The sequence below is a fragment of the Jannaschia sp. W003 genome (assembly GCF_025144335.1).
Taxonomy (GTDB): Bacteria; Pseudomonadota; Alphaproteobacteria; order Rhodobacterales; family Rhodobacteraceae; genus Jannaschia.
The window spans coordinates 2,239,232-2,264,860 of the sequence record NZ_CP083539.1 but is presented as its reverse complement, the minus strand read 5'-3'; the positions used below and the strand labels follow the sequence as shown (position 1 = coordinate 2,264,860).

24 protein-coding genes are annotated in these 25,629 nt (G+C 71.7%); 18 read left to right on the top strand and 6 right to left on the bottom strand.

From position 1 onward, the window contains the following. Nucleotides 1-113: 113 nt before the first annotated feature. Both dusA and K3554_RS11045 read left to right on the top strand, forming a co-directional pair. Nucleotides 114-1,112, top strand: a complete 999-nt coding sequence (gene dusA, locus K3554_RS11050; RefSeq protein WP_259940193.1) for a tRNA dihydrouridine(20/20a) synthase DusA — start codon at nt 114-116, stop codon at nt 1,110-1,112. 13 nt (nt 1,113-1,125) lie between these two features. Beyond that, nucleotides 1,126-1,944 carry a sulfite exporter TauE/SafE family protein gene (locus tag K3554_RS11045; protein ID WP_259940192.1) on the top strand — a complete coding sequence of 273 codons (819 nt, stop codon included), beginning with the start codon at nt 1,126-1,128 and terminating at the stop codon, nt 1,942-1,944. Here the strand turns inward: K3554_RS11045 and K3554_RS11040 are convergent. From K3554_RS11040 to ccmI, 3 genes are read right to left on the bottom strand one after another with little or no spacing between them, the layout of a single operon-like run. After that, nucleotides 1,941-2,168, bottom strand: coding sequence for a DUF1289 domain-containing protein (locus tag K3554_RS11040; RefSeq protein WP_259940189.1), 228 nt, complete (start codon nt 2,166-2,168; stop codon nt 1,941-1,943). The genes K3554_RS11045 and K3554_RS11040 overlap by 4 nt on opposite strands. After that, nucleotides 2,165-2,638: a Holliday junction resolvase RuvX gene (gene ruvX, locus K3554_RS11035; RefSeq protein ID WP_259940187.1), complete on the bottom strand. Its 474-nt coding sequence runs from the start codon at nt 2,636-2,638 to the stop codon at nt 2,165-2,167. The genes K3554_RS11040 and ruvX overlap by 4 nt, the downstream gene beginning before the upstream one ends. Next, complete coding sequence (ccmI, locus tag K3554_RS11030; protein ID WP_259940186.1) at nt 2,635-3,837, bottom strand: c-type cytochrome biogenesis protein CcmI; 1,203 nt, start codon at nt 3,835-3,837, stop codon at nt 2,635-2,637. The genes ruvX and ccmI overlap by 4 nt, the downstream gene beginning before the upstream one ends. 163 nt (nt 3,838-4,000) lie before the next feature. Here ccmI and K3554_RS11025 point away from each other — a divergent pair, with 163 nt between their 5' ends. The 10 genes from K3554_RS11025 (at nt 4,001) to K3554_RS10980 (ending at nt 14,802) form a co-directional block, all read left to right on the top strand. Continuing rightward, nucleotides 4,001-5,245 (top strand): sarcosine oxidase subunit beta family protein, encoded by a 1,245-nt coding sequence (locus K3554_RS11025; protein WP_259940185.1) that lies wholly within the window; start codon nt 4,001-4,003, stop codon nt 5,243-5,245. Nucleotides 5,246-5,357: 112 nt separating this feature from the next. Continuing rightward, entirely contained in the window at nt 5,358-5,531 is a 174-nt protein-coding gene (locus K3554_RS11020) for a hypothetical protein (protein WP_259940182.1), read from the top strand. A gap of 27 nt (nt 5,532-5,558) precedes the next feature. Then, complete coding sequence (locus K3554_RS11015) at nt 5,559-5,861, top strand: sarcosine oxidase subunit delta (RefSeq protein WP_259940181.1); 303 nt, start codon at nt 5,559-5,561, stop codon at nt 5,859-5,861. Beyond that, on the top strand, nt 5,858-8,821 hold the full coding sequence (locus K3554_RS11010; protein ID WP_259940179.1) for a sarcosine oxidase subunit alpha family protein: 2,964 nt from the start codon (nt 5,858-5,860) through the stop codon (nt 8,819-8,821). The genes K3554_RS11015 and K3554_RS11010 overlap by 4 nt, the downstream gene beginning before the upstream one ends. Further along, nucleotides 8,814-9,311 carry a sarcosine oxidase subunit gamma gene (locus K3554_RS11005; RefSeq protein WP_259940177.1) on the top strand — a complete coding sequence of 166 codons (498 nt, stop codon included), beginning with the start codon at nt 8,814-8,816 and terminating at the stop codon, nt 9,309-9,311. Before K3554_RS11010 ends, K3554_RS11005 begins: the two co-directional genes overlap by 8 nt. Nucleotides 9,312-9,368: 57 nt before the next feature. Then, nucleotides 9,369-9,968 (top strand): superoxide dismutase, encoded by a 600-nt coding sequence (locus K3554_RS11000; RefSeq protein ID WP_259940176.1) that lies wholly within the window; start codon nt 9,369-9,371, stop codon nt 9,966-9,968. A 134-nt stretch (nt 9,969-10,102) separates the two neighbouring features. Further along, a complete protein-coding gene (locus tag K3554_RS10995; RefSeq protein ID WP_259940174.1) occupies nt 10,103-10,348 on the top strand; it encodes a hypothetical protein in 246 nt (81 codons plus the stop codon). After that, the gene (locus tag K3554_RS10990; RefSeq protein WP_259940172.1) at nt 10,348-10,806 is read left to right on the top strand and encodes a host attachment family protein; all 459 of its coding nucleotides are present in this window, start codon (nt 10,348-10,350) and stop codon (nt 10,804-10,806) included. Before K3554_RS10995 ends, K3554_RS10990 begins: the two co-directional genes overlap by 1 nt. A 143-nt stretch (nt 10,807-10,949) precedes the next feature. Beyond that, nucleotides 10,950-12,950 (top strand): LysM peptidoglycan-binding domain-containing protein, encoded by a 2,001-nt coding sequence (locus tag K3554_RS10985; protein WP_259940170.1) that lies wholly within the window; start codon nt 10,950-10,952, stop codon nt 12,948-12,950. A gap of 37 nt (nt 12,951-12,987) precedes the next feature. Beyond that, nucleotides 12,988-14,802, top strand: coding sequence for an ABC transporter ATP-binding protein/permease (locus tag K3554_RS10980; protein ID WP_259940168.1), 1,815 nt, complete (start codon nt 12,988-12,990; stop codon nt 14,800-14,802). 119 nt (nt 14,803-14,921) lie between these two features. Here the strand turns inward: K3554_RS10980 and K3554_RS10975 are convergent, their stop codons facing one another. The 3 genes from K3554_RS10975 to K3554_RS10965 are packed head-to-tail and all read right to left on the bottom strand — an operon-like array spanning nt 14,922 to nt 18,320. Next, the gene (locus tag K3554_RS10975; RefSeq protein ID WP_259940166.1) at nt 14,922-15,878 is read right to left on the bottom strand and encodes a glucokinase; all 957 of its coding nucleotides are present in this window, start codon (nt 15,876-15,878) and stop codon (nt 14,922-14,924) included. 10 nt (nt 15,879-15,888) lie between these two features. Continuing rightward, a complete protein-coding gene (locus tag K3554_RS10970; protein ID WP_259940164.1) occupies nt 15,889-17,229 on the bottom strand; it encodes a GH1 family beta-glucosidase in 1,341 nt (446 codons plus the stop codon). 41 nt (nt 17,230-17,270) lie between these two features. Next, nucleotides 17,271-18,320, bottom strand: a complete 1,050-nt coding sequence (locus K3554_RS10965; protein ID WP_259940163.1) for a substrate-binding domain-containing protein — start codon at nt 18,318-18,320, stop codon at nt 17,271-17,273. A gap of 245 nt (nt 18,321-18,565) precedes the next feature. Here K3554_RS10965 and K3554_RS10960 point away from each other — a divergent pair, with 245 nt between their 5' ends. The 6 genes from K3554_RS10960 to K3554_RS10935 all read left to right on the top strand — a co-directional run bounded on the left by K3554_RS10960 (nt 18,566) and on the right by K3554_RS10935 (nt 25,621). Next, a complete protein-coding gene (locus tag K3554_RS10960) occupies nt 18,566-19,930 on the top strand; it encodes an ABC transporter substrate-binding protein (protein ID WP_259940161.1) in 1,365 nt (454 codons plus the stop codon). Nucleotides 19,931-20,034: 104 nt separating this feature from the next. Continuing rightward, nucleotides 20,035-21,015 (top strand): carbohydrate ABC transporter permease, encoded by a 981-nt coding sequence (locus tag K3554_RS10955; RefSeq protein WP_259940159.1) that lies wholly within the window; start codon nt 20,035-20,037, stop codon nt 21,013-21,015. A gap of 1 nt (nt 21,016) precedes the next feature. Continuing rightward, on the top strand, nt 21,017-22,150 hold the full coding sequence (locus tag K3554_RS10950) for a carbohydrate ABC transporter permease (protein ID WP_259940157.1): 1,134 nt from the start codon (nt 21,017-21,019) through the stop codon (nt 22,148-22,150). A 10-nt stretch (nt 22,151-22,160) separates the two neighbouring features. Continuing rightward, nucleotides 22,161-23,849, top strand: a complete 1,689-nt coding sequence (locus tag K3554_RS10945; protein ID WP_259940156.1) for an alpha-glucosidase — start codon at nt 22,161-22,163, stop codon at nt 23,847-23,849. Nucleotides 23,850-23,859: 10 nt separating this feature from the next. After that, the gene (locus K3554_RS10940) at nt 23,860-24,975 is read left to right on the top strand and encodes an ABC transporter ATP-binding protein (protein WP_259940155.1); all 1,116 of its coding nucleotides are present in this window, start codon (nt 23,860-23,862) and stop codon (nt 24,973-24,975) included. A 64-nt stretch (nt 24,976-25,039) separates the two neighbouring features. Further along, complete coding sequence (locus tag K3554_RS10935) at nt 25,040-25,621, top strand: hypothetical protein (RefSeq protein WP_259940154.1); 582 nt, start codon at nt 25,040-25,042, stop codon at nt 25,619-25,621. Nucleotides 25,622-25,629: the final 8 nt, after the last annotated feature.

The window sequence follows — 25,629 nt, the reverse complement described above, 5'->3', positions numbered from 1 at the left end:
CCTTGCCCTACCGCACGCGGGCGCGGCCCCCAACTCACGACCCGGTGCGCGATCGTTGCGGATCGGCGCGCGTTGGGGCATTCCCCCGCTCTCGCTACGCCGAAGGCCCCCCGATGCCCCACGCCCCCGACCTCGACCGCAACGCCCGCCTATCCGTCGCGCCGATGATGGACTGGACCGACCGGCACTGCCGGGCGTTCCACCGCGTGCTGAGCCGCGAGGCGCTGCTTCATACCGAGATGGTGACCTCGGCCGCGCTGGTGCGGGGCGGGGCGACGCGCCTCCTCGACTTCGACGCCGCCGAGCATCCCGTGGCGCTGCAACTGGGCGGCTCCGACCCGGGTGAGCTGGCCGAAGCTGCCGCGATGGGGGCGGAGCGGGGCTATGCGGAGGTGAACCTCAACTGCGGGTGCCCGTCGGACCGGGTGCAGTCGGGCAGCTTCGGCGCGGTGCTCATGGAGCGGCCCGCGCTGGTGGCGGACTGCGTGCGGGCGATGCGCGAGGCCGTCGCCGTGCCCGTCACCGTCAAGTGCCGCATCGGCGTGGACGAGCAGGATCCCGAGGCGGTGCTGCCCGACTTCCTGGCCCGCATCGCGGATGCGGGGGTGGAGCGGGTCACGGTGCATGCGCGCAAGGCGTGGCTGCAAGGATTGAGCCCGAAGGAGAACCGCGAGGTCCCGCCCCTCGACCACCCGCTCGTCCACCGGATGAAGCGGCGCTTCCCGGCGCTGCACGTCTCGATCAATGGCGGCATCGCCACGCTGGACGACGTGGAGGCGCAGCTCGACCACGTGGACGGCGCGATGGTCGGGCGCGCGGCCTACCACGACCCGGCGGCGATCCTCCTGCGGGCCGACAGCCGCGTCTTCGGGCGCCCCAATCCCTGCGCCGCGCCCGAGGACGCCGCGCTCGCGATGATCCCCCACATCGAGCGGCACCTCGCCGCGGGGGGACGTCTGCACCAGGTCACGCGGCACATGCTGGGGCTGTTCGCCGGGCGGCCCGGGGCGCGCCTTTGGCGGCGGACGCTGAGCGAGGGCGGCGCGAAGCCGGGTGCCGGGGCGGCGGTGTTGCACGAGGCGCTGGCGCATGTCACGCGGGCGGCGGCCTGAGGGGGAACGCGCCATGCCAGAGATCTCCGCACTCGCTCCGCTGGTGCTGTTCCTGCTCCTCGTGGGCGCAGGCGCCGGCGTGCTGGCGGGCCTCCTGGGCGTGGGCGGCGGCATCGTGCTGGTGCCGGCCTTCTTCTACGTGTTCGCCGCGCTGGGCTACGAGAGCGCGCAACTCATGCAGATCTGCGTGGCGACCTCGCTCGCCACCATCGTGGTGACCTCGCTGCGCTCCGTGCGCTCGCACGCGCGGCGGGGTGCGGTGGACGGCGAGACGCTGCGCCGCTGGGGGCCGGGCATCGCGGTGGGCGCGCTGGTCGGCGTGCTGGTGGCGACGCGGCTGCGCTCCGACACCCTGACGGCGATCTTCGCGGTGCTGGCGCTGGTGGTCTCGGCCTACATGGGCTTCTCACGGGCGCACTGGCGGCTGGCGGAGCGGATGCCCGAGGGCTGGCGGGTGTGGCTGTATTCGCCGGCGACGGGCTTCCTGTCGGTGCTGATGGGGATCGGCGGCGGCTCGTTCGGGGTGCCGCTGATGACGCTGCACGGGGTGCCGATCCACCGGGCCGTCGCCACGGCGGCGGGGTTCGGGATGCTGATCGCCGCGCCCTCGGCGGCGCTGTTCCTCCTGATGCCCGTGGACGCGGTGCGCCCGCCCTTCACGGTGGGCTACGTGAACCTGCCGGCCTTCGCGGTGGTGATCGCCATGACGCTGCTGACCGCGCCCCTGGGGGCGAAGCTGGCCCATGCGATGGACCCCGCGCCGCTCAAGCGCGTGTTCGCGGCGTTCCTGTTCCTCGTCGCCCTCAACATGCTGCGCCGCGCGCTGCTCTAAGCGCGCCGCGCCCCGCGCCCGCCGCGGCGGACCTTGTGAAGGCCCGCCCGCTCGGGCAGCGCGTCCATCACCGCGCGCCGCGCCTCGGGGGTCATGCCGGACCACGCCGTGATCTCGTCGATCGTGCGGTGGCAGCCCACGCACAGGCGGGTCGCGGGGTGGATCGAGCACAGCTTGATGCAGGGCGAATCCACCTCCGTGCGGCTCCAGGTCTGGTCGGTCATGTCGCTCCCAAGTGGCGAAGGCGGTCCAGCGCGCCTTGGAGGATATAGCCGGCGGCGACCGAGTCGATGACCTCGGCGCGACGCTTTCGCGACGTGTCCGCCTCCAGGAGCGCGCGTTCGGCGGCCACGGTGCTGAGGCGCTCGTCCCAGAAGGCGATGGGGAGCGGCCCGCGCCGCGCCAGGTTGCGCGCGAACGCCTCCGTGGACTGGAGGCGCGGTCCGCCCGAGCCGTCCATGTTCAGCGGCAGGCCCAGCACCAGCCCCACGGCGGCGCGCTCGGCCACCAGCGCCTCGATGGCCTCGGCGTCGAGCGTGAACTTGCGGCGCTTCAAGGTCCGCAGCGGCGAGGCGACGGAGCGGGTGGCGTCGGAGATCGCGAGGCCGATGGTCTTGGTGCCGAGGTCCAGCCCCACGAGGGCGCCGAACGGGGGCAGGGCAACGGCGAACCCCTCGATGGTGTCGTGGATCACGGCGCGATGCCCGCCCGCTCGGCCGCCGCGCGCAGCACGTCGCGCGCGCCCGGATCGTCCGCGAACACCGTGCGCGCCTCGGCGTAGACCTCGGCGGCCGCGTCGCCGCGGCCCAGCACGCCGAGCGAGGTGATGAGCCGCGCCCAGTCCGCGGGCGGGCCGCCGTCCGAGGCGAGGCTGGCCGCGAGGCCGTCCACCATGCCGCCGATCATCTCCATGCGCGCCTCGGGGTCGAGGTCCGCCGCCGCCGTTACGTCCGCCTCGGACGGCCCGCGCGCCCCGGGGCGCGGCAGGTCGGCGAGCGGCGTCGGCTGGCCGGCGAGCTGGCTGATCTCCTCGATCTGCGCGTAGATCGGCTCCAGCCACGGGTCGCCCGGCGCGCTGTCGGCCACGAGGCGGCGCCACATGGGCCAGGCCCGGTCGGGCCGGCCCCCTTGCGCGAACATCAGGCCCGCGTGGTAGCGGGCCGATCCGTCGCGCGGGTCGAGGCGCAGCGCGGCGGCCAGCGCCCGCTCGGCCTCGAGCGAGACGAAGCCGCCCGCGGCGCCGATCATCAGCTCCGCCAGCAGCGCGTGGTCGGTCGCGGTCGCCGCGTCCCCGAGCAGCGCGATCACGCGCTCCTGCGCCCGCCACGCGGCGCGCAGGTCGCCGAGCCCCGCCTCGATCCGCACGCGCAAGCGCCAGCCCTCCAGATCGTCGGGCCGCTCCTCAAGCACGGCGCGGAGCTGCTCGGCGAGGCGCAGGGTCTCCGGGTCCGCGGCGGCGGGCGAGACGGGCACGGCGCTCTCGGCGACGGCCTGCGCGGGGCGGGCGGCGCGCCGCTCCTCGATGCGCGCGATGCGGTCCGCGAGGGGCAGGTCGGGATAGCCCGGCGCGCCGACCGCGAGGTAGGTGAGCATCGCCACGGCGACGACGATGCCGCCCGCGAGGAGCCCGCCCGCGACCGTGCGCCCGCCCCTCCGCGCGGCATGCGGGGCGGCGTCGGCGGCAAGGAGGCGGCGGGCGACCTCGGCCCGCGCGGCCTCGGCGGCCTCGGGGGCGAGCGTGCCGCGGGCCACGTCGCGCTCCAGCTCGCGGAGCTGGTCGCGGTAGACGACGACGTCGGCGGTGGCGGTCTCGGCCTCTGGCGGGGTCGCCAGCGCCCGCACGAGGAGCGCGACCACGGCGGCGGCGAGCAGTAAGGCGGCGATCCAGAACATCGACGGACTCCTGCGCCGAATGCGCGCAGCGCCGCAAGGGGTGCGCCCCGCCGCTTGCGGCGACGTGAACGCGCGCGCATGTCGCAATCGGCGCCCGCAGCGCCGCGCCGGAGGGATTCCCGGAACGGCCGGCGCCGCAGAAGGCGGGCGGAGGGGGAACTGCATGCGACGCTACTCGGTCTTCGCCATCGCCCGCGAGGCGGCGCGCTACCACCAGGGGTGGGAGCGGGCCTGGGCCAAGCGTGCGCCGAAGCGGCGCTACGACGTGGTGATCGTGGGCGCCGGCGGGCACGGGCTGGCCACGGCCTACTACCTCGGCAAGGAGCACGGCATCACGGATGTCGCGGTGATCGAGAAGGGCTGGCTGGGCGGCGGCAACACGGGCCGCAACACCACCATCATTCGCTCGAACTACCTCCAAGACCCGTCGGCCGCGATCTACGAGAAGGCGCGCAGCCTCTACGAGACGCTGAGTCAGGAGCTGAACTACAACGTCATGTTCAGCCCCCGCGGCGTGCTGATGCTGGCGCAGACCCACCACGAGGTGCGGGGCTACAAGCGTACGGCACACGCGAACGCGCTGCAGGGGGTCACGACCGAGTGGATCGGCCCGCAGCGGGTCAAGGAACTCTGCCCCATCATGAACATCGAGGGGCCGCGCTACCCGGTGCTAGGCGGCCTCTGGCAGGCGCGCGGCGGCACCGCGCGCCACGACGCGGTGGCGTGGGGCTACGCGCGCGCGTGCTCGGACATGGGCATGGACATCATCCAGCAGTGCGAGGTCACCGGCATCGACACCACCGGCGGCCGGGTGCGCGCCGTGGAGACGACGCAGGGGCGGATCGAGTGCGAGAAGCTCGGCGGCGTGGTGGCGGGGCACTCCTCGGTGCTGGCGGGCATGGCGGGCTTCCGGCTGCCGCTGGAGTCGGTGCCGCTGCAGGCGCTGGTCTCCGAGCCGATCAAGCCCTGCATGGACATCGTGGTGATGGCGAACACGGTGCACGGGTACCTCAGCCAGTCCGACAAGGGCGAGATGGTGATCGGCGGCGGCACCGACGGATACGCCGGCTACACCCAGCGCGGCAGCTTCCAGCACGTCGAGGAGACGCTGCGCGCGCTGGTCGAGACCTTCCCGATGCTCTCGCGCCTCAAGATGCTGCGCCAGTGGGGCGGGATCGTGGACGTCACGGGCGACCGCTCGCCGATCCTGTCGCGCACGCCCGTCGAAGGCATGTTCCTGAACTGCGGTTGGGGAACGGGCGGCTTCAAGGCGATCCCCGGCTCGGGCTTCGGCTTCGCGGAGCTGATGGCGACGGGGCATTCGCCGCTTACGGAGGCGTTCGGGCTGGAGCGGTTCCGCGAGGGGCGCTTCATCGACGAGAGCGTCGCGGCCGGAGTGGCGCACTGATGCGCGCGGACGCGGATGCGGGATCGCGATCGTTCCCCCCCGGTGGGGGGATGCGGAACGGAACGGCCGGCTGGTATGTTGGCCTCATCTCACCAAGCAGATGCGAGACCCCATGCTCCGACCCCGCCAGCGCCGGCCCCGCGGCCTCAACTTCCTTCTGGGAGGTTCGGTGGTCGCGATCGCGGTGGTGGTCTATCTCGCCGTCGGGGGAGAGATCGACCTCGGCGGCCTCGGCGCGCCGCAGGTCCGCATCGACGATCCCGCCATGCACGTCTTCCAACGCTGAGCCGGCGGCCTCCGCCGAGGGGGCCCCATGCTTCTGCTGACCTGTCCGTATTGCGGGCTCGCCGTCGAGGAGACGGAACTCGCGCCCGGCGGCGAGGCCCATCTGAAGCGCCACGGACCGGAGTCGTCCGACGACGACTTCGAGCAGTACCTTTTCCTGCGCGACAACCCGAAGGGTCCGCATCTCGAGCGGTGGCGCCACGCCTACGGCTGCGGCAAGTGGTTCCTCGCTGCGCGCGACACGGCGACGATGCGGGTCTTCGGTACCTACCCGGCGCAGACCGAAGCGCCCCCGGTTGAGATCCTGAACCGGATGCGGGGCGAGGCATGAGCGCGCGGCTCCGGACCGGCGGGCGGCGCATCGACCGCTCGAAGCCCTTGCGCTTCCGCTTCGACGGGCGGGAGGTGCGGGGCTACCACGGCGACACGCTGGCTTCGGCGCTGCTGGGGTCGGGGCAGTTGCTCATGGGCCGCTCGTTCAAGTACCACCGCCCGCGCTCCGTGGTGGGCAGCGGGCCGGAGGAGCCGAACGCGCTGCTGGGCGTGGGCGAGGGCGGGCGGTTCACGCCCAACGTGCGCGCCACCACCGAGCCCGCGCGCGACGGCGCCCTCGTGCGCTCGCAGAACGCCTGGCCCTCGCTGGAGCGCGACGTGGGCATCCTGAACGACCTCGGCGCGCGCTTCCTGCCGGCGGGCTTCTACTACAAGACGTTCATCCACCCGCGCCCCTTCTGGAAGCACGTGTTCGAGCCGGTGATCCGCCGCGCCGCGGGCCTCGGCGCCGCGCCCGACCGGGCCGACGCGGATCGCTACGAGCAGATCTACGCGTTCTGCGACGTGCTGGTGGTCGGCGGAGGCGTCGCGGGCCTTCTGGCGGCGCGCATCGCAGGCGAGCGGGGCGAGCGCGTGATCCTGTGCGAGCAGACGTCGCGCTGGGGCGGGCGGGCGCCCGTCGACGGCGCGCGGATCGACGGGCAGGCGGCGGATGCGTGGGTGAACGACACCGTGCAAGCGCTTGAGGGGATGGAGAACGTCACGCTCCTCCTCGATTGCCAGGGTGCCGGCGTCTACGACCACGGCTACGTGCTGCTGAACGAACGGCTGGAGGGGGACGGCCCCCGCGAGCGGCTCTGGCGCGTGCGGGCGGGCCGCACCGTGACGGCGACGGGGGCCATCGAGCGCCCCCTTGCCTTCGCCGGCAACGACCGGCCCGGCGTGATGCTGGCCTCGGCGGTGCGCGACTACGCGGTGGACTACGGCGTGGGCGTGGGCGAGCGGACGGTGATTGTGACCAACAACGACGACGCCTACCGCACCGCGCGCGTGCTGCGCGAGGCGGGTCTCCAAGTGCCGGCGATCCTCGACGTGCGCCAGAACCCCTCTGGGCCATTGGTGAACGAAGTCAAGGCGTTGGGGGTCAAGGTTCATGCGGGCCGCGGCGTCGCCCACGTGATCGGGCGCGACCGGGTGCGCGGCGTGGCCGTGTGCGACCAGGCGGGCGAGGGTGGCGCCGTCCTGCAGGAGATCCGCTGCGACTGCTTGGGCATGTCGGGCGGCTGGTCGCCGGTGGTGCACCTGTGGTCCCACTGCGGCGGCAAGCTGCTGTGGGACGAGGCGAACGCCATGTTCGTGCCCGACCCGGACCGCCCGCCCCGCGGCGCGGACGGCGAGGGCTTCGTGGTCGCCGTCGGCACGGCGGCGGGCGCGATGACCACCGCCGAGGTGCTGGAGAGCGCCGCCGATGCGATGGACGGCGAGGCGCCCGAGGCGGAGGACGAGCGCGAGGGCGCCATGACGCCCGCGTGGCTCGTGCCTGCTCGCGCGGGGCCCGCGCTGCGGATGAAGGCGTTCCTCGACTTCCAGAACGACGTGAAGGTCTCCGACGTGCGGCTCGCCGCGCAGGAGGGCTTCGAGAGCGTCGAGCACGCCAAGCGCTACACCACGCTCGGGATGGCGACCGACCAGGGCAAGCTGAGCAACATCAACGGTCTGGCGACGCTCGCGGATGCGCTTGATGCGCCTATCCCGCAGGTCGGCACCACCACCTTCCGCCCGCCCTGGACGCCCGTCACCATAGCCGCCCTGACCGGCGAGGCGAAGGGCGCGCTGTTCCAGCCCGTCCGCAAGACGCCGCTCCACCGCTGGCACGAGGCGAACGGCGCCCACTGGGAGCCGGTCGGCCAGTGGCGGCGCCCCTACTGCTACCCCCGCGGCGGCGAGAGCCCCGAGCAGGCGGTCGCGCGCGAGGTCCGGGCGACGCGCGGCAGCCTCGGCCTGCTCGACGCCTCGACGCTGGGCAAGATCCTCGTGAAGGGGCCCGATGCGGCCAAGTTCCTCGACCTCATGTACACCAACATGATGTCGACCCTGAAGCCGGGCCGCTGCCGCTACGGATTGATGTGCGACGAGAACGGCTTCCTCATGGACGACGGCGTGGTGGCGCGCCTCGGCGACGACAGCTTCCTGTGCCACACCACCACGGGCGGCGCCGACCGCATCCACGCGTGGATGGAGGACTGGCTCCAGTGCGAGTGGTGGAACCTGAAGGTCCACGCCGTGAACCTGACGGAGCAGTTCGCGCAAGTGGCCGTCGTGGGACCGAACGCCCGCAAGGTGCTGGAGAAGCTGGGCGGCATGGACGTGTCCGCCGGCACCCTCCCGTTCATGACGTGGGGCGCGGGCACGCTCGCCGGACACCGCGTCCGGGCGTTCCGCATCTCCTTCTCGGGCGAGCTGAGCTACGAGATCGCGGTCCCCGCGAACGAGGGCCGGGCGCTGTGGGACAAGCTGCTGGAGGCGGGCGCGGCGTTCGACGCCACGCCGTACGGCACCGAGGCGCTCCACGTGATGCGCGCCGAGAAGGGGTTCATCATGATCGGCGACGAGACCGACGGGACCGTGATCCCGCAGGACCTCGGGCTGGACTGGGCGATCTCGAAGAAGAAGGCCGACTTCCTCGGCAAGCGCGGCCAGCAGCGCACCCACCTCGCCGACCCCGACCGTTGGAAGCTGGTCGGGCTGCACACGCTCGACGGCTCGGTGCTGCCCGACGGCGCCTATGCGGTGGATGAGGGCGTCAATGCCAATGGACAGCGCAACGTGCAGGGCCGCGTCACCTCCACCTACCACTCGCCGACGCTGAACCGCGGAATCGCCATGGGCCTCGTGCGGCGCGGCCCTGAGCGGATGGGCGAGGTGCTGCGCTTCACTGGCGAGGGCGGTGGCGAGGTGGAGGCGCGCATCGTCTCGCCGGTGTTCTACGACCCCAAGGGGGAGAAGCAGGATGTCTGACGTCCGCATCGAGCGCCGCACCGGCGTCGGCATGGTGACCCTGCGCGGCGACCTCGGCCTGCTGTGCGGCGCGATCGGTTGCGCCGTGCCCGGGCAGCGGCTGTCGGTGCGCGAGAGCGGCGAGCACGTCCTGTGGATGTCGCCCGACGAACTGCTTCTGATCTGCGACGACGCGCCTGCAAGGGCCGCTGCACTGGCGAAGGCGCTCGCTGACGAGTTCGCCACCGTGGCAGACGTCTCGGACGCCCGCGCGGTGTTCGACGTGGAGGGCAGGGACGCCGCCGCGACCCTCGCCAAGCTGATGCCCGTGGACTTCGCGCGGCTCGACCCCGCGGAGGTGCGCCGCACCCGCATGGCGCAGGTGCCCGCGGCCCTCTGGCGCAAGGGCGAGGGCTGGCGCGTGGTATGCTTCCGCTCGGTCGCGGACTACGCCCACGCGCTGCTCCGCAACGCCGCCGACGCGCCCATGCCCCGCCTGCACGGGGCTTGACCGCCCGCCGCCCGGCGCGACATGGGAGGGCGGACACATCCCGAAAGGAGTCACGCCATGGCCTTCGAGCTTCCCGATCTGCCTTACGCCCACGACGCCCTCGCCTCCAAGGGCATGTCGAAGGAGACGCTGGAGTACCACCACGACCTCCACCACAAGGCCTACGTCGACAACGGCAACAAGCTGATCGCCGGCACCGAGTGGGAGGGCAAGTCTGTCGAGGAGATCGTGCGCGGCACCTACCAGAAGGGCGCGGTGGCCCAGAACGGGATCTTCAACAACGCCTCGCAGCATTGGAACCACGCCCAGTTCTGGGAGATGATGGGACCGAGCGGCGGGGCCATGCCGGGCGAGCTGGAGCGGGCGATCACCGAGAGCTTCGGCTCCGTGGACGACTTCAAGAAGGAGTTCGCCGCCGCCGGCGCCGGGCAGTTCGGCTCGGGCTGGGCGTGGCTCGTAAAGGACGAGGGTGGCGCGCTGAAGGTCACCAAGACCGAGAACGGCGTGAACCCGCTGTGCTTCGGCCAGACCGCGCTCCTGGGCTGCGACGTATGGGAGCACTCCTACTACATCGACTACCGCAACAAGCGCCCCGCCTACCTGCAGAACTTCCTCGACGAGCTGGTGAACTGGGAGAACGTTGCCTCGCGCATGTGAGGAACCGGTCGCAACCTTCTGATTCCGCTTGCCCGACGTCGGGCTGCCGGGGCCCCATGCGGGGCCCCGGCGCGTTTCGGAACCGCCTCCGGCGCGGGGCGTTGGCCCGGTGAACCAGCAAACGGAGGCACGACATGGCCGAGCGACACCGCTCCAACGACGGCACCCGCGAGACCGACCAGTTCATCGAGGACATGCCCGAGACCCCCAGCCACCAGGGCCGGGCCGGCGGCGACGTCGCGACCGAGGTGGGCACCCGCGATTCGCTGCTGCGCGCCACCACGCAAGGCACGCGCGGCGTGACCCGCGTGGGCAAGACCAACGAGGACCGCGACGAGGACGGCAATCACGGCGGGCCGCACGGGGGCTCGAAGGACTGATGGCCAAGCTGCGCAACGGAACCCTCGTCGTCGTCACCGACAGCGAGAAGGCCCTGTTCCTCGTGAACCGGACCGACGACGAGAACCCGAACCTCGAGGTCGTCTCGAAGCGCGAGGAGGACAATCCCCCCGACCGCGAGCAGTCCGCCAACCGCCGCGGCCGCGTGGGCGAGAGCGCCCAGCCGGGCAAGCACGCCTACGACGAGACCGACTTCCACGAGCTCCAGAAGGAGCGCTTCGCCTCCGATCTGGCCGACCGGCTGTACAAGATGGCGCACCGCGGCGAGTACGACCACCTCGTGCTGGTGGCCTCGCCGCAGGTGCTCGGGGTCGTGCGCGACGAAATGCACAAGGAGGTCTCGGACAAGCTGGTGGCGACGATCGACAAGACGCTGACCAACCATCCCTTGAGCGAGATCGAGAAGGTCGTCGTGGACAGCCTGCACGAGCAGGCCTGAATCCCGCGGACGTGGTATGGTGGGGGCGGCGTCCGGAAACGGGCGCCGCCCCCGCGCGTTTTTGCATCGACGTTTCCCCGCTGATAGCCTGACGCGCGGTCCGCCATCCGGCGGGATTCGCCACCCGAGCGGGAGGGCCGGTCATGGGACGCAAGACGAGCGCGGTTCTGGGCGGCGGCGCGGCCCTCGGCGTCGTCTTCGTCCTGCTGTTCGCCCACGGGGTCTGGAACGAGATGCGGAACGGCTCCGCCGCCGCGATCCGGCCCGAGGCCGGTGGTGGCGACGGGCGGGGGGACGTCGAGGGCAATTCGGGAGGCGTCGCGCGGATCACCGATCCTGCGCGTTCCACGGATGCGGCGTCGGGCGACGACGCCGTGACGGTGATCTCGGAACCGTCCGCCCAGTCGGCGGCCGTGGACGAGAACATGGTGATCCCTGAGGGCGTATCGCCCGATGCTGACCAAACCATCGCCGGTGCTCCTACGCCGACTGATTCCGACGCCGCGCAAACGTCGGTTCCTGCGCCCGAACCGGAAGCCGCGACGCCCGCTTTCGAGGCAACCGCCTCCGCCACTCCGCCGGAACCCGACGCCGCGCAGACGCCGTCCGCCACGCCCGAACCGCCCGCCGCCCCCGACGGCACCGCGCTCGCGAACCTCGCGCCGCTTCCCGGCGGCGCCCCGACCACGGCCGACCGCACCCCGGTCGCGCCCCCCGCCGATCCGCCCTCGGGACCGGCGCTCGACCTCGTTCGCGTGGACGCCGCGGGCGCCGCCGTGCTGGCCGGCCGCGCGCCCGCCGGCGGCACCGTGACGCTGCGGCTCGACGGCGCGGCGGTGGGGCGGGCGCAGGCGGACCTGTCCGGCAACTTCGTGGCCTTCCTCGACCTGCCGCCCTCGGAGGCGCCGCAGGTGCTTGCGATCGAGTCCGAGGACGCCGACGGCCGCTTCCTGCAGGGCGCGGAGAGCATCATCATCGCGCCCGCCGCACCCACTGCAGCCGTGATTCCCGAGGCCCCGGAGATCGACACCGCGGCGGACGGGGCCCTCGACGGCGCGCTGGATGGCGCGAAGTCGGCAGGCGTCCTGAACGACGCGCCGGAGCCGGTGCGTCCCGGCGAGGCGTTCGCATCGGCTCCGCTTCCGCAAGTCTCCCCCGAAGGCAGCGCGCGCGTCGACCCCTTGGTGGAACCGTCCTCGCGTCCCGACGTCCCCGGCGTTGACGCGAAGCCCGCCTTGCGCCCCGAACCGCCCCCCACAATCACCTCCGCCGCCCCGCTCGCGATCGATGCGCCCGGCGATCCGTCCGCCGGGTCACCCGCCGCATTGTCGGACGCTCCCCTTGGCGCCTCCCGCGAGGGCGCCCAGCCGCAGGCGCCGGACGCGCTGACCGCGGGCATTTCGCCGGGCGGGGACGGGTCATCCGCCGTCGAGCCGGACACTCCGATGTCGCCTTCCGCCGCGACCGCCGGGCCGGCGGAGCTGCGGCCTTCTGCTACAACCTCGCGCACGGACCCTCCGCCCGCCGCGCCCGGAGGCGACGCGCTGGCCTCCGCGGCCCCCGCGCCCCCCGCCGCGCCGCGCCTGTTCCGCGCCGGCCCGGCGGGCATCCGGCTGGAGACGGCCGCCGAACGTCCGCCCGAGGCGGCCGAGAGCCTCGGGCTCGACGCCATCGCCTACGACGAGGGCGGCGCGGTGCAGCTCGCCGGGCGGGGCGACGCGGGTACGGCGCTGCGGGTCTACCTCGACGGGCGCCCCGTGCGCGACGTGGCCGTGGGACCGGACGGGGCCTGGGCCTCGCCGCTGCCCAAGGTCGACGAGGGCGTCTATACCCTGCGGATCGACGCGCTCGGCGCCGACGGCACCGTGGTGGGCCGCCTCGAGACGCCGTTCGAGCGCACCGCCCCCGCGGTCGCCGCCGCCGCCCGCCGCGAGGGGCGCCGCGCGATCACCGTCCAGCCGGGCTACACGCTCTGGGCGCTGTCCGAGGGCTACTTCGGCGAGGGCACCCAGTACGTGCAGATCTACGAGGCCAACCGTGGCCTGATCCGCGACCCCGACCTCATCTACCCGGGACAGGTCTTCGCGCTTCCCCAGGTCGAGGGCGCCGAGCCGTCCGGCGCCGCGGAGGCCGCCGCCGACTGAGGTGGCGCCCGGGGCGCGGCGATCCTAGAAGGACCGGATGCCGAGCCAGATCACCCAGACCGAGCCGCCCGCGGGCAGCCTCGACATCATCCGCCGCGTGCTGCCCTACCTCTGGCCCGACGGCGAGGGGTGGGTGAAGCGCCGCGTGGTCTTCGCGCTGACGGCCCTCGTTCTGAGCAAGATCATCGCCGTGCTCACCCCGTTCCTCTACAAGGCCGCCGTGGACGGGCTGACGCCCGAGACCGCGACGCCCGCCTGGGCGCTCGGGGCGGGGGCCGTGGCGCTGACGGTCGCCTACGGCGGCGCGCGCGCCTTCAACATCGGGTTCCAGCAGCTCCGCGACGTCGCCTTCGCGCGGGTCGGCCAGCGGGCGCTGCGGCGTCTGGCCTCGCAGACCTTCAGCCACATGCACCGCCTGTCGATGCGCTACCACATCACCCGCAAGACCGGGGGTCTGAGCCGCATCATCGAGCGGGGCGTGAAGGGCGTCGACTTCCTCCTGCGCTTCCTCCTCTTCTCGATCGGCCCGCTCGTGCTGGAGCTGCTGCTGATCTCGGCGATCCTCTTCTTCGTGTTCGACGTCTGGTACCTCGTGATCGTGCTGGCGACGATCTTCGCGTACGTCGTCTTCACGTTCCGGGTCACCGAGTGGCGGGTCCGGATCCGCAAGGCGATGAACGACCAGGACACCGACGCTAACCAGAAGGCGATCGACAGCCTGCTGAACTTCGAGACCGTGAAGTACTTCGGCGCCGAGGCCCGCGAGGCGCGGCGCTACGACGGCGCGATGGAGGGCTACGAGGCGGCGGCGCTCAAGACCGCCTACTCCCTCGCGTTCCTCAACTTCGGGCAGGCGCTCATCATCACAGCCGGGCTGGTGGGCGTGATGGTTCTGGCCGCGATGGGGGTGCAGGCGGGCGAGCTGACGGTCGGGGACTTCGTGCTGGTCAACGCTTACATGATCCAGATCACCATGCCGCTGAACTTCCTCGGCACGGTGTACCGCGAGATCCGCCAGGCGCTCGTGGACATGGGCGAGATGTTCGGCCTGCTGGAGCAGCCCGAGGAGGTTCAGGACGCGCCGGACGCTAGGCCCCTCGCCGTGCCCGAGGGCCGCATCCTGTTCCGCGACGTGCGCTTCGGCTACGAGGCCGCGCGGCCCATCCTGCGGGGCGTGACCATCGAGGTCGGCGCGGGCGAGACGGTGGCCGTGGTGGGGCCGTCGGGTTCCGGCAAGTCCACGATCGGGCGCCTGCTGTTCCGCTTCTACGACGTGGACGCGGGCGCGGTGGAGATCGACGGGCAGGACGTGCGCTCGGTCACGCAGGACAGCCTCCATGCCTCGATCGGGGTGGTTCCGCAGGATACCGTGCTCTTCAACGACACCCTGCGCTACAACATCGCCTACGGGCGCCCCGACGCCTCGTTCGCCGAGATCGAGGAGGCCGCGCGCGCCGCCAAGATCGACGGCTTCATCCGCGACCTGCCGCAGGGCTACGAGACCGCCGTGGGCGAGCGGGGCCTGAAGCTGTCGGGCGGCGAGAAGCAGCGCGTGGGCATCGCGCGCACGCTGCTGAAGGACCCGCCGATCCTGCTTCTGGATGAGGCGACCAGCGCGCTCGACACCGAGACCGAGCGCGAGATCCAGGCCGAGCTGCGCGCCATGAGCCGCGGGCGCAGCGTCATCACCATCGCGCACCGCCTGTCCACGGTGGTGGACGCGGACCGGATCGTGGTGCTGGAGGCGGGCGAGATCGTCGAGCAGGGCACGCACGAGATGCTGCTGGCCCATCGCGGGCGCTACGCCTCGATGTGGTCGCAGCAGCAGCGCGAGGAGGAGGAAGCGGCGTGAGACAGGTCTCGCCCCGGCCTTGCGCCGGGGCCTCCGGCTGCCGTTCGCGCTTCGCTACGGAACGGAGCGCCGTCGTCTAACGGAGGCCCCGGCTTAGGGCCGGGGCGTCTTGGCGCAATCTACCCCGCCAGCTCCCGGAGGTGCGCCGCGCACCCGGTGAGAGCGGCGTAGTCGTCCTCCACGAGGCTCACCGCGAAGTTGCCCATGAAGCCGGCGAAGCGGCCCTTGTCGCGGAAGCCGTCGGCGAAGCCCATCTCGCGCAGGTGCGGACCCATGGCCCGCGCCACCCCACCCACGAGGAACACGCCCCCGAGCGGCAGGTGGATCAGGGCGAGGTTCCCGGCCACGGTGCCGAGCATCCCGCAGAACAGCCGCACGGCGGCCTCCGCGCGGGCGTCGCTGCCGAGGCGCGCCATGATCTCGGCGGCCCCGAACTCGTCGAAAGAGCCGGCCTCGGAAGCGAGCCAGTGATAGACCTGCTCCAGCCCCCGGCCCGACAGCACGTCCTCCACGGCGGCGAAGCCGTGGGCGGTGGACAGGAAGGTGGCGAGGCGCAGGTCGGCCTCGGTGCGGATCGGCAGGTTGGCGTGGCCCGCTTCGCAGGGCGGCACGAGCCGGCCCGTGGGCACGACGTGCACCGGCGCGGCGTTGAAGCCGGTGCCCACGCCGATCACGAGGCGCGCGGCGCCCTCGGGGGCGGGGCCCTCGACGATCGGGCGGACCTGGTCGGGATCGAGATGCCCCAGCGCGAAGCCCTGCGCCTGCAGGTCGTTGAGGATCGCCGCGCCGCGCGCGCCGGTGGCGTCGATCAGCCGGGCGGCGTCGATCGACCAGTCGAGGTTGGTCAGCTCGGCCCGACCGTCGCGCACGGGGCCGGCCACGGCGACGCAGGCGCCGTCGGGGGCGGGGCCGCCCTCCTCCTCGCGGTAGCGGCGCAGCACCGGGGCGAGGTTGGCGAAGTCGCGGTTGCGGTAGCGGCGCACCGTCTCGGGCAGCACGATGTTGCCGCGCGCCATGCCGACGCGGGTGTTCGTTCCGCCGACGTCGGCCACGAGGAAGAGTCTGGGATCGTCCATGCCGGGCCCCCTAGGCGCGCGCGAAGGCGCGGGCAAGCGCGTGGTAGCTGGCCTTCGGCGTGCGCTCCTGCGTCTCGAAGTCCACGTGGACGAGGCCGAAGCGCTTCTCGTAGCCGAAGGTCCACTCGTAGTTGTCCATGAGCGACCACGCCGTGTAGCCGGCCAGCGGCACGCCCGCGCGGATGGCATCGAGGCAGGCGTGGAGATGCGCGTCGGTGTAGGCGATGCGCTCGCGGTCGGGGCGGCCCGGCTGGTCGGCGTTGGCCAGCCCGTTCTCGGTGATGAACAGCGGCACGTCGCCGGTGAACTCGCCGTGGAGGCGCTTGAGGATGTAGGCGAGCCCCTCCGGGCAGATCTCCCACCCCATCGCGGTCTTCGGCAGCGGTCCCGGCACGGGCTGATAGCCCGGCCAGTCCCCGGCGCCTGCCGCGAGGCGCTGGCAGGTGTAGTAGTTGACCCCGAACCAGTCGAGCGGCTGGCGGATGGTGGCGAGGTCCGCCTCCCAGCCCTCCGGCATGTGCGGCGCGAAGCCCTCGAGCACGTCCTCGGGGTAGGTACCTTGCGTCATCGCCTGCACGAACCAGCGGTTGTAGATGCCGTCGTAGAGGCGCGCCGCAGCGCGGTCCGCATCCGTGTCCGAGGCCGGCAGCGCGTACTCGAAGTTGCAGGCCGCGCCCACGCCGCGCTGGCCCATCCCGTGAAGCACCTCGGCGGACAGCCCGTGGGCGAGGGCGACGTGGTGCATCGCCCGCACGCCCGCCTCCAGCGAGGCGTGCCCGGGGGCGTGGAAGCCGTGATAGTGCGACAGCCACGCGACGCACCAAGGCTCGTTGATCGGGGCGACCGCATGGAGCCGGTCGCCGATGCGCTCGGCCACCACGCGGGTGAACTCCGCGAAGCGCTCCGGCGTCTCGCGCACGAGCCAGCCGCCGCGCTGGTTCAGGGCCTCAGGCAGCTCCCAGTGGTAGAGCGTGCCCATGGGCGCGATGCCCCGCTCAAGCATCCCGTCCACGAGGCGGTCGTAGAAGTCGAGGCCTTCGGGGTTCACCGTCACGCCGTCGGGCATGACCCGCGCCCACGAGGTCGAGAAGCGGTAGGCGTCGAAGTTGCCGGCGGCGATGAGATCGAGGTCCTCCTCCCAGCGGTGGTAGTGGTCGCAGGCCACCGCCCCGTCCTCCTCGCGCGCCACCTTGCCGGGGATCGAGGCGAAGGTGTCCCAGTGCGTCGGCCCCGCGCCGCCGAAGGCATGGCCCTCGATCTGGTAGGCCGAGGTGGCGGTGGACAGTCGGAAGCCCTCGGGAAAGTCGGCGCGTCCGACCGAGAGCTCGGGCAGGGGGTTGGTGTCTTTCACGGGGTGCGCCCTCGGTTGCCTGTGCGGCGCCCCTTAACCCACTAATCGCCACGGGTGGAAAGGGCGCCGGCCCGCAGAGGCCCGGTCGAGGCGCCGAGCACGAGGTCGCAGTCCCACACCTCCTGCTCGAGCGGCGCGTCGGGCCGCGCGATCTGCGCGAGCAGGATCTCGGCGCAGCGGCGTCCCGCCTCCATGGCCGAGGAGCGGGTGGCGGTGAACACCGGCTCCGCCTCGCCGTTGCCGAAGTAGCCCAGCATGTCGTCGTGGGCGGCGATCGACACGTCGCGGCCCGGCAGGAGCCCGGCGGCGTGGGCGGCGCGGCGCACGCCCACCGCGGTGATCACCGAGCCGCAGACGAAGGCGGTGGGCGGGTCGGGCAGGGCGAGCAGCTCGGCTGCGAAGCGGTGCCCATTGCCTTCGGACATGGGCCCGGCGCGGACCAGCTCGGGGTCGGGTGCGAGGCCCGCGGCCCCGTGCGCCTCGGCCCAGCCCTCATGACGGCGGCGCGCGAACTCGAGCTGCGGCTCGCCGTTCACCAGCGCCACGCGCCGGTGCCCGAGGTCCAGGAGGAACGAGGTGAGGCGGCGGAAGGCGCGGCGGTTTGCGATGTCCACGAACGGGTAGTCCAGCGGCTCGCCTGGCACGCGGCCGTGGACCACGAAGGGCAGGCCGCAGGCGCGCAGGAACGGGACGCGCGTGTCGCCGACGCGGGGCGCATGGACGATCACCCCGTCCGCCGAGCGCGCCGAGACGATCTGGCGGTAGACCCGCAGCTCGTCCTCGTCGGGCACGAACGAGATCGCCATGTCGTAGCCGGCCGCCGAGTAAACCTCGCCCGCGCCGGCCATGAAGTCGCCGAACACCGGGTTGAGCATCTCGCGGCCCATCTGTGCGGGAATCACATGGCCGATGGTCATGGCGCGCCCGGTGGCCAGCGCCGCGGCGCGGCGGTCGGGGCGGTATCCCTGCTCGCGCGCGGCCTCCTGCACGAGGCGTCGGGTGCGGGGCGAGACCTCGGGGTAGCCGCCGAGCGCGCGGCTGACGGTGGTGGGCGAGAGGCCGAGGGTCTTGGAGAATTCGCGCAGATTCACCTGTCCGCCTTCCGTCCGCGTGCCGCCTCGCAACCGCTTTCGAGCACCCCGTCGCCACCCTTGGGTGACTCACCGGAAGCCTTCGTGGCAAGGGATTTCACCGCCGCGGCGCAGCATCGCGGTTGGACGATTGACAAGGGCCGGGGCGGTCGGGCTAGGTGCGGGGTGAAAGCGGTTTGGGTCCCGGGAGAGGGCCCCGCCACGTTCAGCAGGGGCGGCCCCGCCGCCCGCAAGGGAGAGATCATATGACCAACACGCGCACGCTGCTCGCGGCGAGCACTGCGATCGGGCTGGCCACCGCCGGCGCCGCCTTCGCCGACGCCCACGCCGACTTCCAGCCCGGCTCTGGCGACTTCGACTGGAGCGGCTACGAGGGCTTCGCCGAATCCACCGACCTCACGGGCCAGTCGCTCTCGATTACCGGCCCCTGGACCGGTGACGAGAAGGCCAAGTTCGACGCGATCGTCGCGCTCTTCGCCGAGGCCACCGGCGCCGACGCCGAGTATTCCGGCTCCGACAGCTTCGAGCAGGACATCGTGATCGCCGCCGAGGCGGGCTCCGCGCCCAACCTCGCCGTGTTCCCGCAGCCGGGCCTCGCCTCCGACATGGCCGCGCGCGGCCAGCTCAGCCCGCTGCCCGAGGGCACCGCGGACTTCGTCGCCGAGAACTTCGCCGCCGGCCAGTCCTGGGTCGACCTGGGCACCTACGAGGGCCAGGACGGCGAGGAGGACCTCTACGGAATGTTCTACCGCGTCGACCTCAAGTCGCTCGTCTGGTACGTGCCCGAGGCCTTCGAGGAGATGGACTACGAGGTCCCCGAGACGATGGAGGACCTCAAGGCCCTCACCGACCAGATCGTCGAGGACGGCGGCACCCCGTGGTGCATCGGCCTCGGCTCGGGCGCGGCCACCGGCTGGCCGGCGACCGACTGGGTCGAGGACATGATGCTCCGCACCCAGTCCCCCGAGACCTACGACGCCTGGGTCGAGAACGAGCTGCCCTTCGACAGCCCCGAGGTCGTCGCCGCGATCGAGGAGTTCGGCTACTTCGCACGCAACGAGGAGTACGTTTCGGGCGGCGGCGAGACCGTGGCGTCGACCGACTTCCGCGACAGCCCGAAGGGCCTCTTCGAGGTGCCGCCCGACTGCTACATGCACCGCCAGGCGTCGTTCATCCCGGCCTTCTTCCCGGAAGGCACCGAGGTGGGCGAGGACGTCGACTTCTTCTACTTCCCCGCCTACGCCGACAAGGACCTCGGCCAGCCGGTGCTGGGCGCGGGCACGCTGTTCTCGATCACCAACCCGTCGGACACGGCGAACGCGTTCATCGAGTTCCTGAAGCTGCCCATCGCCCACGAGATCTGGATGGCCCAAGGCGGGTTCCTCACGGCCCACGGCGGCGTGGACCCGGAACTGTATTCCGACGACGCGCTGCGCGGCCAGGCGGAGATCATCCAGAACGCCACCACATTCCGCTTCGACGGCTCGGATCTGATGCCCGGCGAGATCGGCGCGGGCGCGTTCTGGACCGGCATGGTGGACTACACCACCGGCGCGGACGCGCAGACCGTGGCGTCCGAGATCCAGCAGCGCTGGGACGCCATCAAGTGATCGGCTGACCCCGCCGGGGGCGCGCCCGCGCCCCCGGCACCGCGGCCCCGCGCGGGCCGCCGCACGACCCACGACACGCAACGCACCGGGGAGGGGAGCGCGCGATGCCGCCGATCGTACAGGGCCTGATCACGATCGTCCTCGGGGTGGGCGGATGCATCGCCTACTTCTGGGCGTCGAACCTCGTGCTCGACCGCTACATCTTCCCGCCCCGCGGGCCGAACGCCGGGCGCAACATCAACCGCGCCAACCAGATCCGCCCCTGGCTGTTCCTGTTCCCGGCCATCTTCGCGCTGGGGCTCTATCTCGCCTACCCGGTGGTGGGCTCGTTCATCCGCTCGCTCTACGACCGCTCGGGCAACACGTTCATCGGCCTGGGCAACTACCAGTGGCTCCTGGGCGAGGGCGAGTTCCGGCAGGCGGTGTTCAACAACATCCTCTGGGCGCTCTTCGTGCCCGCCGGCTCGACGTTCTTCGGACTGATCGCGGCGCAGCTCACCGACCGCCTGAGCTGGGGCAACATCGCGAAGTCGCTGATCTTCATGCCCATGGCCATCAGCTTCGTGGGCGCCTCGCTGATCTGGAAGTTCGTCTACGCCGTGGACCCCGAGATCGGCATCATCAACGCGTTCCGCGCCTGGGCCTTCGGGTCCGACCCGCTCGACCCGCTCCAGGTGTCGTTCTGGAACAACTTCTTCCTGATGTTCATTCTGATCTGGATCCAGACCGGCTTCGCCATGGTGATCCTCTCGGCCGCGCTGCGCGGCATCCCCGAGGAGACCGTGGAGGCGGCCATCGTCGATGGCGCCTCGCCGCTGCAGGTGTTCTTCCGCATCAAGGTGCCGCAGATCATGGGCACCATCGTCGTGGTCTGGACCACGATCACCATCCTCGTCCTCAAGGTGTTCGACATCGTCTACACGATGACCGGGGGCAACTTCGGCACCCAGATCCTGCCCTCCTACATGTTCGAGTTCATGTTCCGCGACGACGGGCGCGCCACCGCGGTGGCCTTCGTGATCATGCTGATCGTCTCGCCCGTGATGATCTGGAACATGGTCCAGACCCGCAAGGAGATGCGCTGACATGGACAACATCGCAGGTCAGAAGTCCTCGCTCGGGTGGGCCGTCAACATCGCCGTGGTCTTCATGGTGCTGGTATGGGTGATCCCCACGGTCGGCCTGCTGGTCTCCTCGTTCCGCGACCGCGACCAGATCAGCGCCTCGGGCTGGTGGATGGCGCCGTTCTCGGCCGAGCAGAGCTACCGCGCCCGCGCCGGCTCGGAGCCGACCTCCTCGGACGCCGGTCTCTACGTGGTCGAGGGCAACCTCTTCGACGAGTCCGACGCCACGGGCACCATCTCGGCCTTCGGCACCCGCGCCGTGGACCCGGGCGAGTTCGCCGTCGGCGAGACCGCCGCTTTGGGCGACGACGAGTCGCTCGTCGTGAACGCCGACGGCACCTACCGCTACGTGACCCCCGAGGAGCCGGGGCGCCGCGGCCAGCGAATCTACTTCTTGGCCGAGACGCCGCCCTCGTTCTCGCTCGACAACTACCGCACCGTGCTCGGGGCAGGGGGCATGGGGCAGGCCTTCATCAACACCCTCACGGTGACGATACCGGCGACCATCATCCCCATCCTCGTGGCGGCCTTCGCGGCCTACGCGCTGGCGTGGATGCAGTTCCCGCTGCGGGGCCTCCTGATCGCGCTCGTGGTCGGCCTCCTGGTGGTGCCGCTCCAGCTCGCGCTCGTGCCGCTCCTGAAGCTCCACACCGAGATCGGCATCGGCCGCTCCTTCGTGGGTGTCTGGCTGGCACACACCGGCTTCGGCCTGCCCTTGGCCATCTACCTGCTGCGCAACTACATGGTCGGCCTGCCGCGCGACATCATCGAGAGCGCCAAGGTCGACGGCGCCACCGACTTCCAGGTGTTCACGAAGATCGTGCTGCCGCTCAGCTTCCCGGCGCTCGCCTCGTTCGCGATCTTCCAGTTCCTGTGGACCTGGAACGACCTCCTCGTCGCCAAGGTGTTCCTGCCCGACGGCGACAGCGCGATGGTGATGACCCGCAAGATCGCGGACGACCTGCTCGGCTCGCGCGGCGGGGACTGGGGCATTCTTGCCGCAGCGGCATTCGCGTCCATCGCCGTGCCCCTTGTGGTCTTCTTCACGATGCAGCGGTACCTCGTCCGCGGCCTGCTCGCAGGCTCGGTCAAATGAGGCACACCGCATGACGGCATTGGCAGAGGGCGCGGAGCCCGCACCGGCGCAACTTCCCGAGACGGCGGGCAACCCCGAATGGTGGCGCGGCGGGATCATCTACCAGATCTACCCGCGCTCCTACCAGGACACGGACGGCGACGGCGTGGGCGACCTCGCCGGCATCACCGAGCGGCTTCCCTACGTCGCCGCGCTCGGCGTGGACGCCATCTGGATCAGCCCGTTCTTCACCTCGCCCATGAAGGACTTCGGCTACGACGTCTCGGACTACTGTGACGTGGACCCGATGTTCGGCTCGCTCGCGGACTTCGATGCACTGGTGGCCCGCGCCCATTCGCTGGGCGTGCGGGTGATGATCGACCTCGTGCTGTCGCACTCCTCGGACGAGCACTCCTGGTTCCAGGAATCGCGCTCCAGCCACACGAACCCCCGCGCCGACTGGTACGTCTGGGGCAACCCCAAGCCCGACGGCACGCCCCCCAACAACTGGCTGTCGATCTTCGGCGGCGGGGCGTGGGAATGGGACGTGCGGCGCCAGCAGTACTACATGCACAACTTCCTGGTCTCGCAGCCCGACCTGAACCTCCACCACCCGGACGTGCAGGACGCGCTGCTGGACGTGACGCGGTTCTGGCTCGACCGGGGCGTCGACGGCTTCCGCCTCGACACCATCAACTTCTACTTCGCTGACAAGGACCTGCGCGACAATCCGGCGCTGCCGCCCGAGCGGCGGAACGCCACCATCGCGCCCTCGGTGAACCCCTACAACCACCAGGAGCACATCTACTCCAAGAACCAGCCCGAGAACCTCGCGTTCCTGCGCCGCTTCCGCACGCTGCTCGACGAGTACGGCGCCTGCGCCGTGGGTGAGGTGGGCGACGCGCAGCTCGGCATGGAGCTGCTCGGCCAGTACACGCGCGAGGGGCAGGGGGTGCAGATGTGCTACGCCTTCGACTTCCTCTCCTACGATCGCCTGACCGCGGCGGGCGTGGTCGACGTGTTCCGCCGCCTGCGCGAGGCGGCGCCCGACGGCTGGGCCTGCTGGGCCTTCTCGAACCACGACGTGGCCCGCCACATCAGCCGCTGGAACCTCGACCTGCGCGGCGCGCGCTGCTTCGCCACGCTGATCCACGCGCTGCGCGGCTCGGTCTGCCTCTACCAAGGCGAGGAGCTGGGCCTCGTGGAGGCGCGCATCGCCTACGAGGACCTGCAGGATCCCTACGGCATCAAGTTCTGGCCCGAGTTCGCGGGCCGCGACGGCTGCCGCACGCCCATGGTGTGGGAGTCCGACAACCGCTCGGGCGGCTTCACCGACGGCAAGCCCTGGCTTCCGGTCGCCTCCGAGCACCTCGGGAATGCGGTGAACGTGCAGGAGATGCGCGCCGACGCGCTGCTGCACCACTACCGCGCGGTGATCGCGCTCCGCCGCGGCTCCGCGGTGCTCCAGCGCGGCGATCAGGTGGACGAGGCGGCCCACGGCGACGTGCTGACCTTCACCCGCGTGCTGGAGGGCGAGCGCATCTTCTGCGCCTTCAACCTCGGCGGCGAGACCACGACCGTGCCCGCGCCCGCCGGCGCCGGCTGGGCGCTGATCGACGGGATCGGATGCGAGAACCCGCAGGACGGCTCCGGGGGCATTCACCTCGGACCGTGGAGCTACACGATGCTGCGCCTCCGGGACGCGGCGCGACCGACATAGGGGGACTACGATGGCCAACCTGAAGCTCACCGACGTGGGCAAGGTCTACGGCGGCAAAGTCGAGGTGCTGAAGGACATCGACCTCGACATCTCGACCGGCGAGCTGATCGTCTTCGTCGGTCCCTCGGGCTGCGGCAAGTCCACGCTCCTGCGCATGATCGCGGGGCTGGAGCAGATCAGCTCGGGCACGCTCGAGATCGACGGAATGGTGGTCAACGACGTGCCGCCATCGCAGCGCGGCATCGCCATGGTGTTCCAGAGCTACGCGCTCTACCCGCACATGACCGTGCGCGACAACATGAGCTTCGCGCTCCAGATCGCCAAGAAGTCCAAGGAGGAGATCGACGAGCGGGTGAACGCCGCGGCGCGCAAGCTGCAGCTGACCGAGTACCTCGACCGCCTGCCGAAAGAGCTGTCGGGCGGCCAGCGCCAGCGCGTCGCCATCGGCCGCTCCATCGTGCGCGACCCCAAGGTCTACCTCTTCGACGAGCCGCTCTCGAACCTCGACGCCGCCCTGCGCGTCGCTACCCGGATCGAGATCGCCCAGCTCAAGGAGGCGATGCCCGACTCCACCATGATCTACGTCACCCACGACCAGGTCGAGGCGATGACGCTAGCCACCCGGATCGTGGTGCTCGATGCCCTCAAGGACAACGGCGGCAAGTACTCGATCGCCCAGGTCGGCACGCCGATGGAGCTTTACGAGACGCCGCGCAGCGAGTTCGTGGCCCGCTTCATCGGCTCGCCCGCCATGAACCTGTTCCGCGGCACGATCGTCGGCACCGGCGAGCGCACCGTGCTTCGCCTCGACCACGGCGGCACCGTGGAGTCGGCAGTGCCCTCGCGCCCGGAGGACGAGGGCGCCGAGGTCAAGGTCGGGGTGCGCCCCGAGGACGCCCAGCTCACCGACGGCGAAAGCTACGCCTTCGAGGGCGAGGTGGAGTACAGCGAATCGCTGGGCGAGGTGACGCTGATGTACTTCGAGTCCGAGCACGAGGGCGGCGAGCCGATCATCGCCAAGCTGCCCGGCATCCACCCCGACATGCGGGGCCGGCGCATGCGCATGACGGCCGATCCGCGCAAGGTCCACGTGTTCAGGAACGGAACGTCCCTCCTTTATCGCTGACCTGCCGCACCGCCGCCGCATTCCTCTCCCCAAAACGGGGGGGACGGAACAGGTGGAGGCGCCCATGTCGGACAGGATCGCCAAACCCGGCCGCGCCGCCCCGGTGGCGCTGCCGAACGTAGGCCCTTTGATGAAGGCCTATCGCGCGGTGGACTGGGTCATGCTCCGCATCCTCGGCCTGGGACTCGTGGCGCTCGCCTGGGCGATCCGCACGCTGGCCGACCCCGAGAAGTGCGCCGCGGTGCTGCACGGGATCACCCCGCAGACCGCGACCGTCGTCTACTTCGTCTGGGGCCTCCTCCTGGCCTTCCCGGTCCTCCTGCCGCGCGGGATCGCGAACCCCCACACCGTGCTGGCCGGCGCGCTCAAGGCGGCGCTGATCCTCGCCGCCACCGCCGCGCTCCTGCCGGCGCTCGACCTCCTGGTGGAGATGCAGGTGCCGCGCGACTACCGGAACGCGGTCGCGGGCGCGGTTCCTAACGTCGTGAAGGCGGTCGCGGGCCTTGCCGTGCTGTCCACGGTGGCGGTCGCCTTCTTCCGCCAGCTCGGCGCCGGCTCCCGCGGGGGCGCGGTGCCCGACAAGCGCGCGGCCGGCCCCACGGCCGAGGAGCTGCGCGAACTGCGCCGGTCCCGAATGGCCACCTGATCGGGCAC

Bases quoted from the DNA above. Each gene is read 5' to 3' on its own strand.
- dusA (WP_259940193.1), top strand. From the start codon at position 114: ATGCCCCACGCCCCCGACCTCGACCGCAACGCCCGCCTATCCGTCGCG.
- K3554_RS11045 (WP_259940192.1), top strand. From the start codon at position 1,126: ATGCCAGAGATCTCCGCACTCGCTCCGCTGGTGCTGTTCCTGCTCCTC.
- K3554_RS11040 (WP_259940189.1), bottom strand. From the start codon at position 2,168: ATGACCGACCAGACCTGGAGCCGCACGGAGGTGGATTCGCCCTGCATC.
- ccmI (WP_259940186.1), bottom strand. From the start codon at position 3,837: ATGTTCTGGATCGCCGCCTTACTGCTCGCCGCCGCCGTGGTCGCGCTC.
- K3554_RS11025 (WP_259940185.1), top strand. From the start codon at position 4,001: ATGCGACGCTACTCGGTCTTCGCCATCGCCCGCGAGGCGGCGCGCTAC.
- K3554_RS11020 (WP_259940182.1), top strand. From the start codon at position 5,358: ATGCTCCGACCCCGCCAGCGCCGGCCCCGCGGCCTCAACTTCCTTCTG.
- K3554_RS11015 (WP_259940181.1), top strand. From the start codon at position 5,559: ATGCTTCTGCTGACCTGTCCGTATTGCGGGCTCGCCGTCGAGGAGACG.
- K3554_RS11010 (WP_259940179.1), top strand. From the start codon at position 5,858: ATGAGCGCGCGGCTCCGGACCGGCGGGCGGCGCATCGACCGCTCGAAG.
- K3554_RS11005 (WP_259940177.1), top strand. From the start codon at position 8,814: ATGTCTGACGTCCGCATCGAGCGCCGCACCGGCGTCGGCATGGTGACC.
- K3554_RS11000 (WP_259940176.1), top strand. From the start codon at position 9,369: ATGGCCTTCGAGCTTCCCGATCTGCCTTACGCCCACGACGCCCTCGCC.
- K3554_RS10995 (WP_259940174.1), top strand. From the start codon at position 10,103: ATGGCCGAGCGACACCGCTCCAACGACGGCACCCGCGAGACCGACCAG.
- K3554_RS10990 (WP_259940172.1), top strand. From the start codon at position 10,348: ATGGCCAAGCTGCGCAACGGAACCCTCGTCGTCGTCACCGACAGCGAG.
- K3554_RS10985 (WP_259940170.1), top strand. From the start codon at position 10,950: ATGGGACGCAAGACGAGCGCGGTTCTGGGCGGCGGCGCGGCCCTCGGC.
- K3554_RS10980 (WP_259940168.1), top strand. From the start codon at position 12,988: ATGCCGAGCCAGATCACCCAGACCGAGCCGCCCGCGGGCAGCCTCGAC.
- K3554_RS10975 (WP_259940166.1), bottom strand. From the start codon at position 15,878: ATGGACGATCCCAGACTCTTCCTCGTGGCCGACGTCGGCGGAACGAAC.
- K3554_RS10960 (WP_259940161.1), top strand. From the start codon at position 18,566: ATGACCAACACGCGCACGCTGCTCGCGGCGAGCACTGCGATCGGGCTG.
- K3554_RS10955 (WP_259940159.1), top strand. From the start codon at position 20,035: ATGCCGCCGATCGTACAGGGCCTGATCACGATCGTCCTCGGGGTGGGC.
- K3554_RS10950 (WP_259940157.1), top strand. From the start codon at position 21,017: ATGGACAACATCGCAGGTCAGAAGTCCTCGCTCGGGTGGGCCGTCAAC.
- K3554_RS10945 (WP_259940156.1), top strand. From the start codon at position 22,161: ATGACGGCATTGGCAGAGGGCGCGGAGCCCGCACCGGCGCAACTTCCC.
- K3554_RS10940 (WP_259940155.1), top strand. From the start codon at position 23,860: ATGGCCAACCTGAAGCTCACCGACGTGGGCAAGGTCTACGGCGGCAAA.
- K3554_RS10935 (WP_259940154.1), top strand. From the start codon at position 25,040: ATGTCGGACAGGATCGCCAAACCCGGCCGCGCCGCCCCGGTGGCGCTG.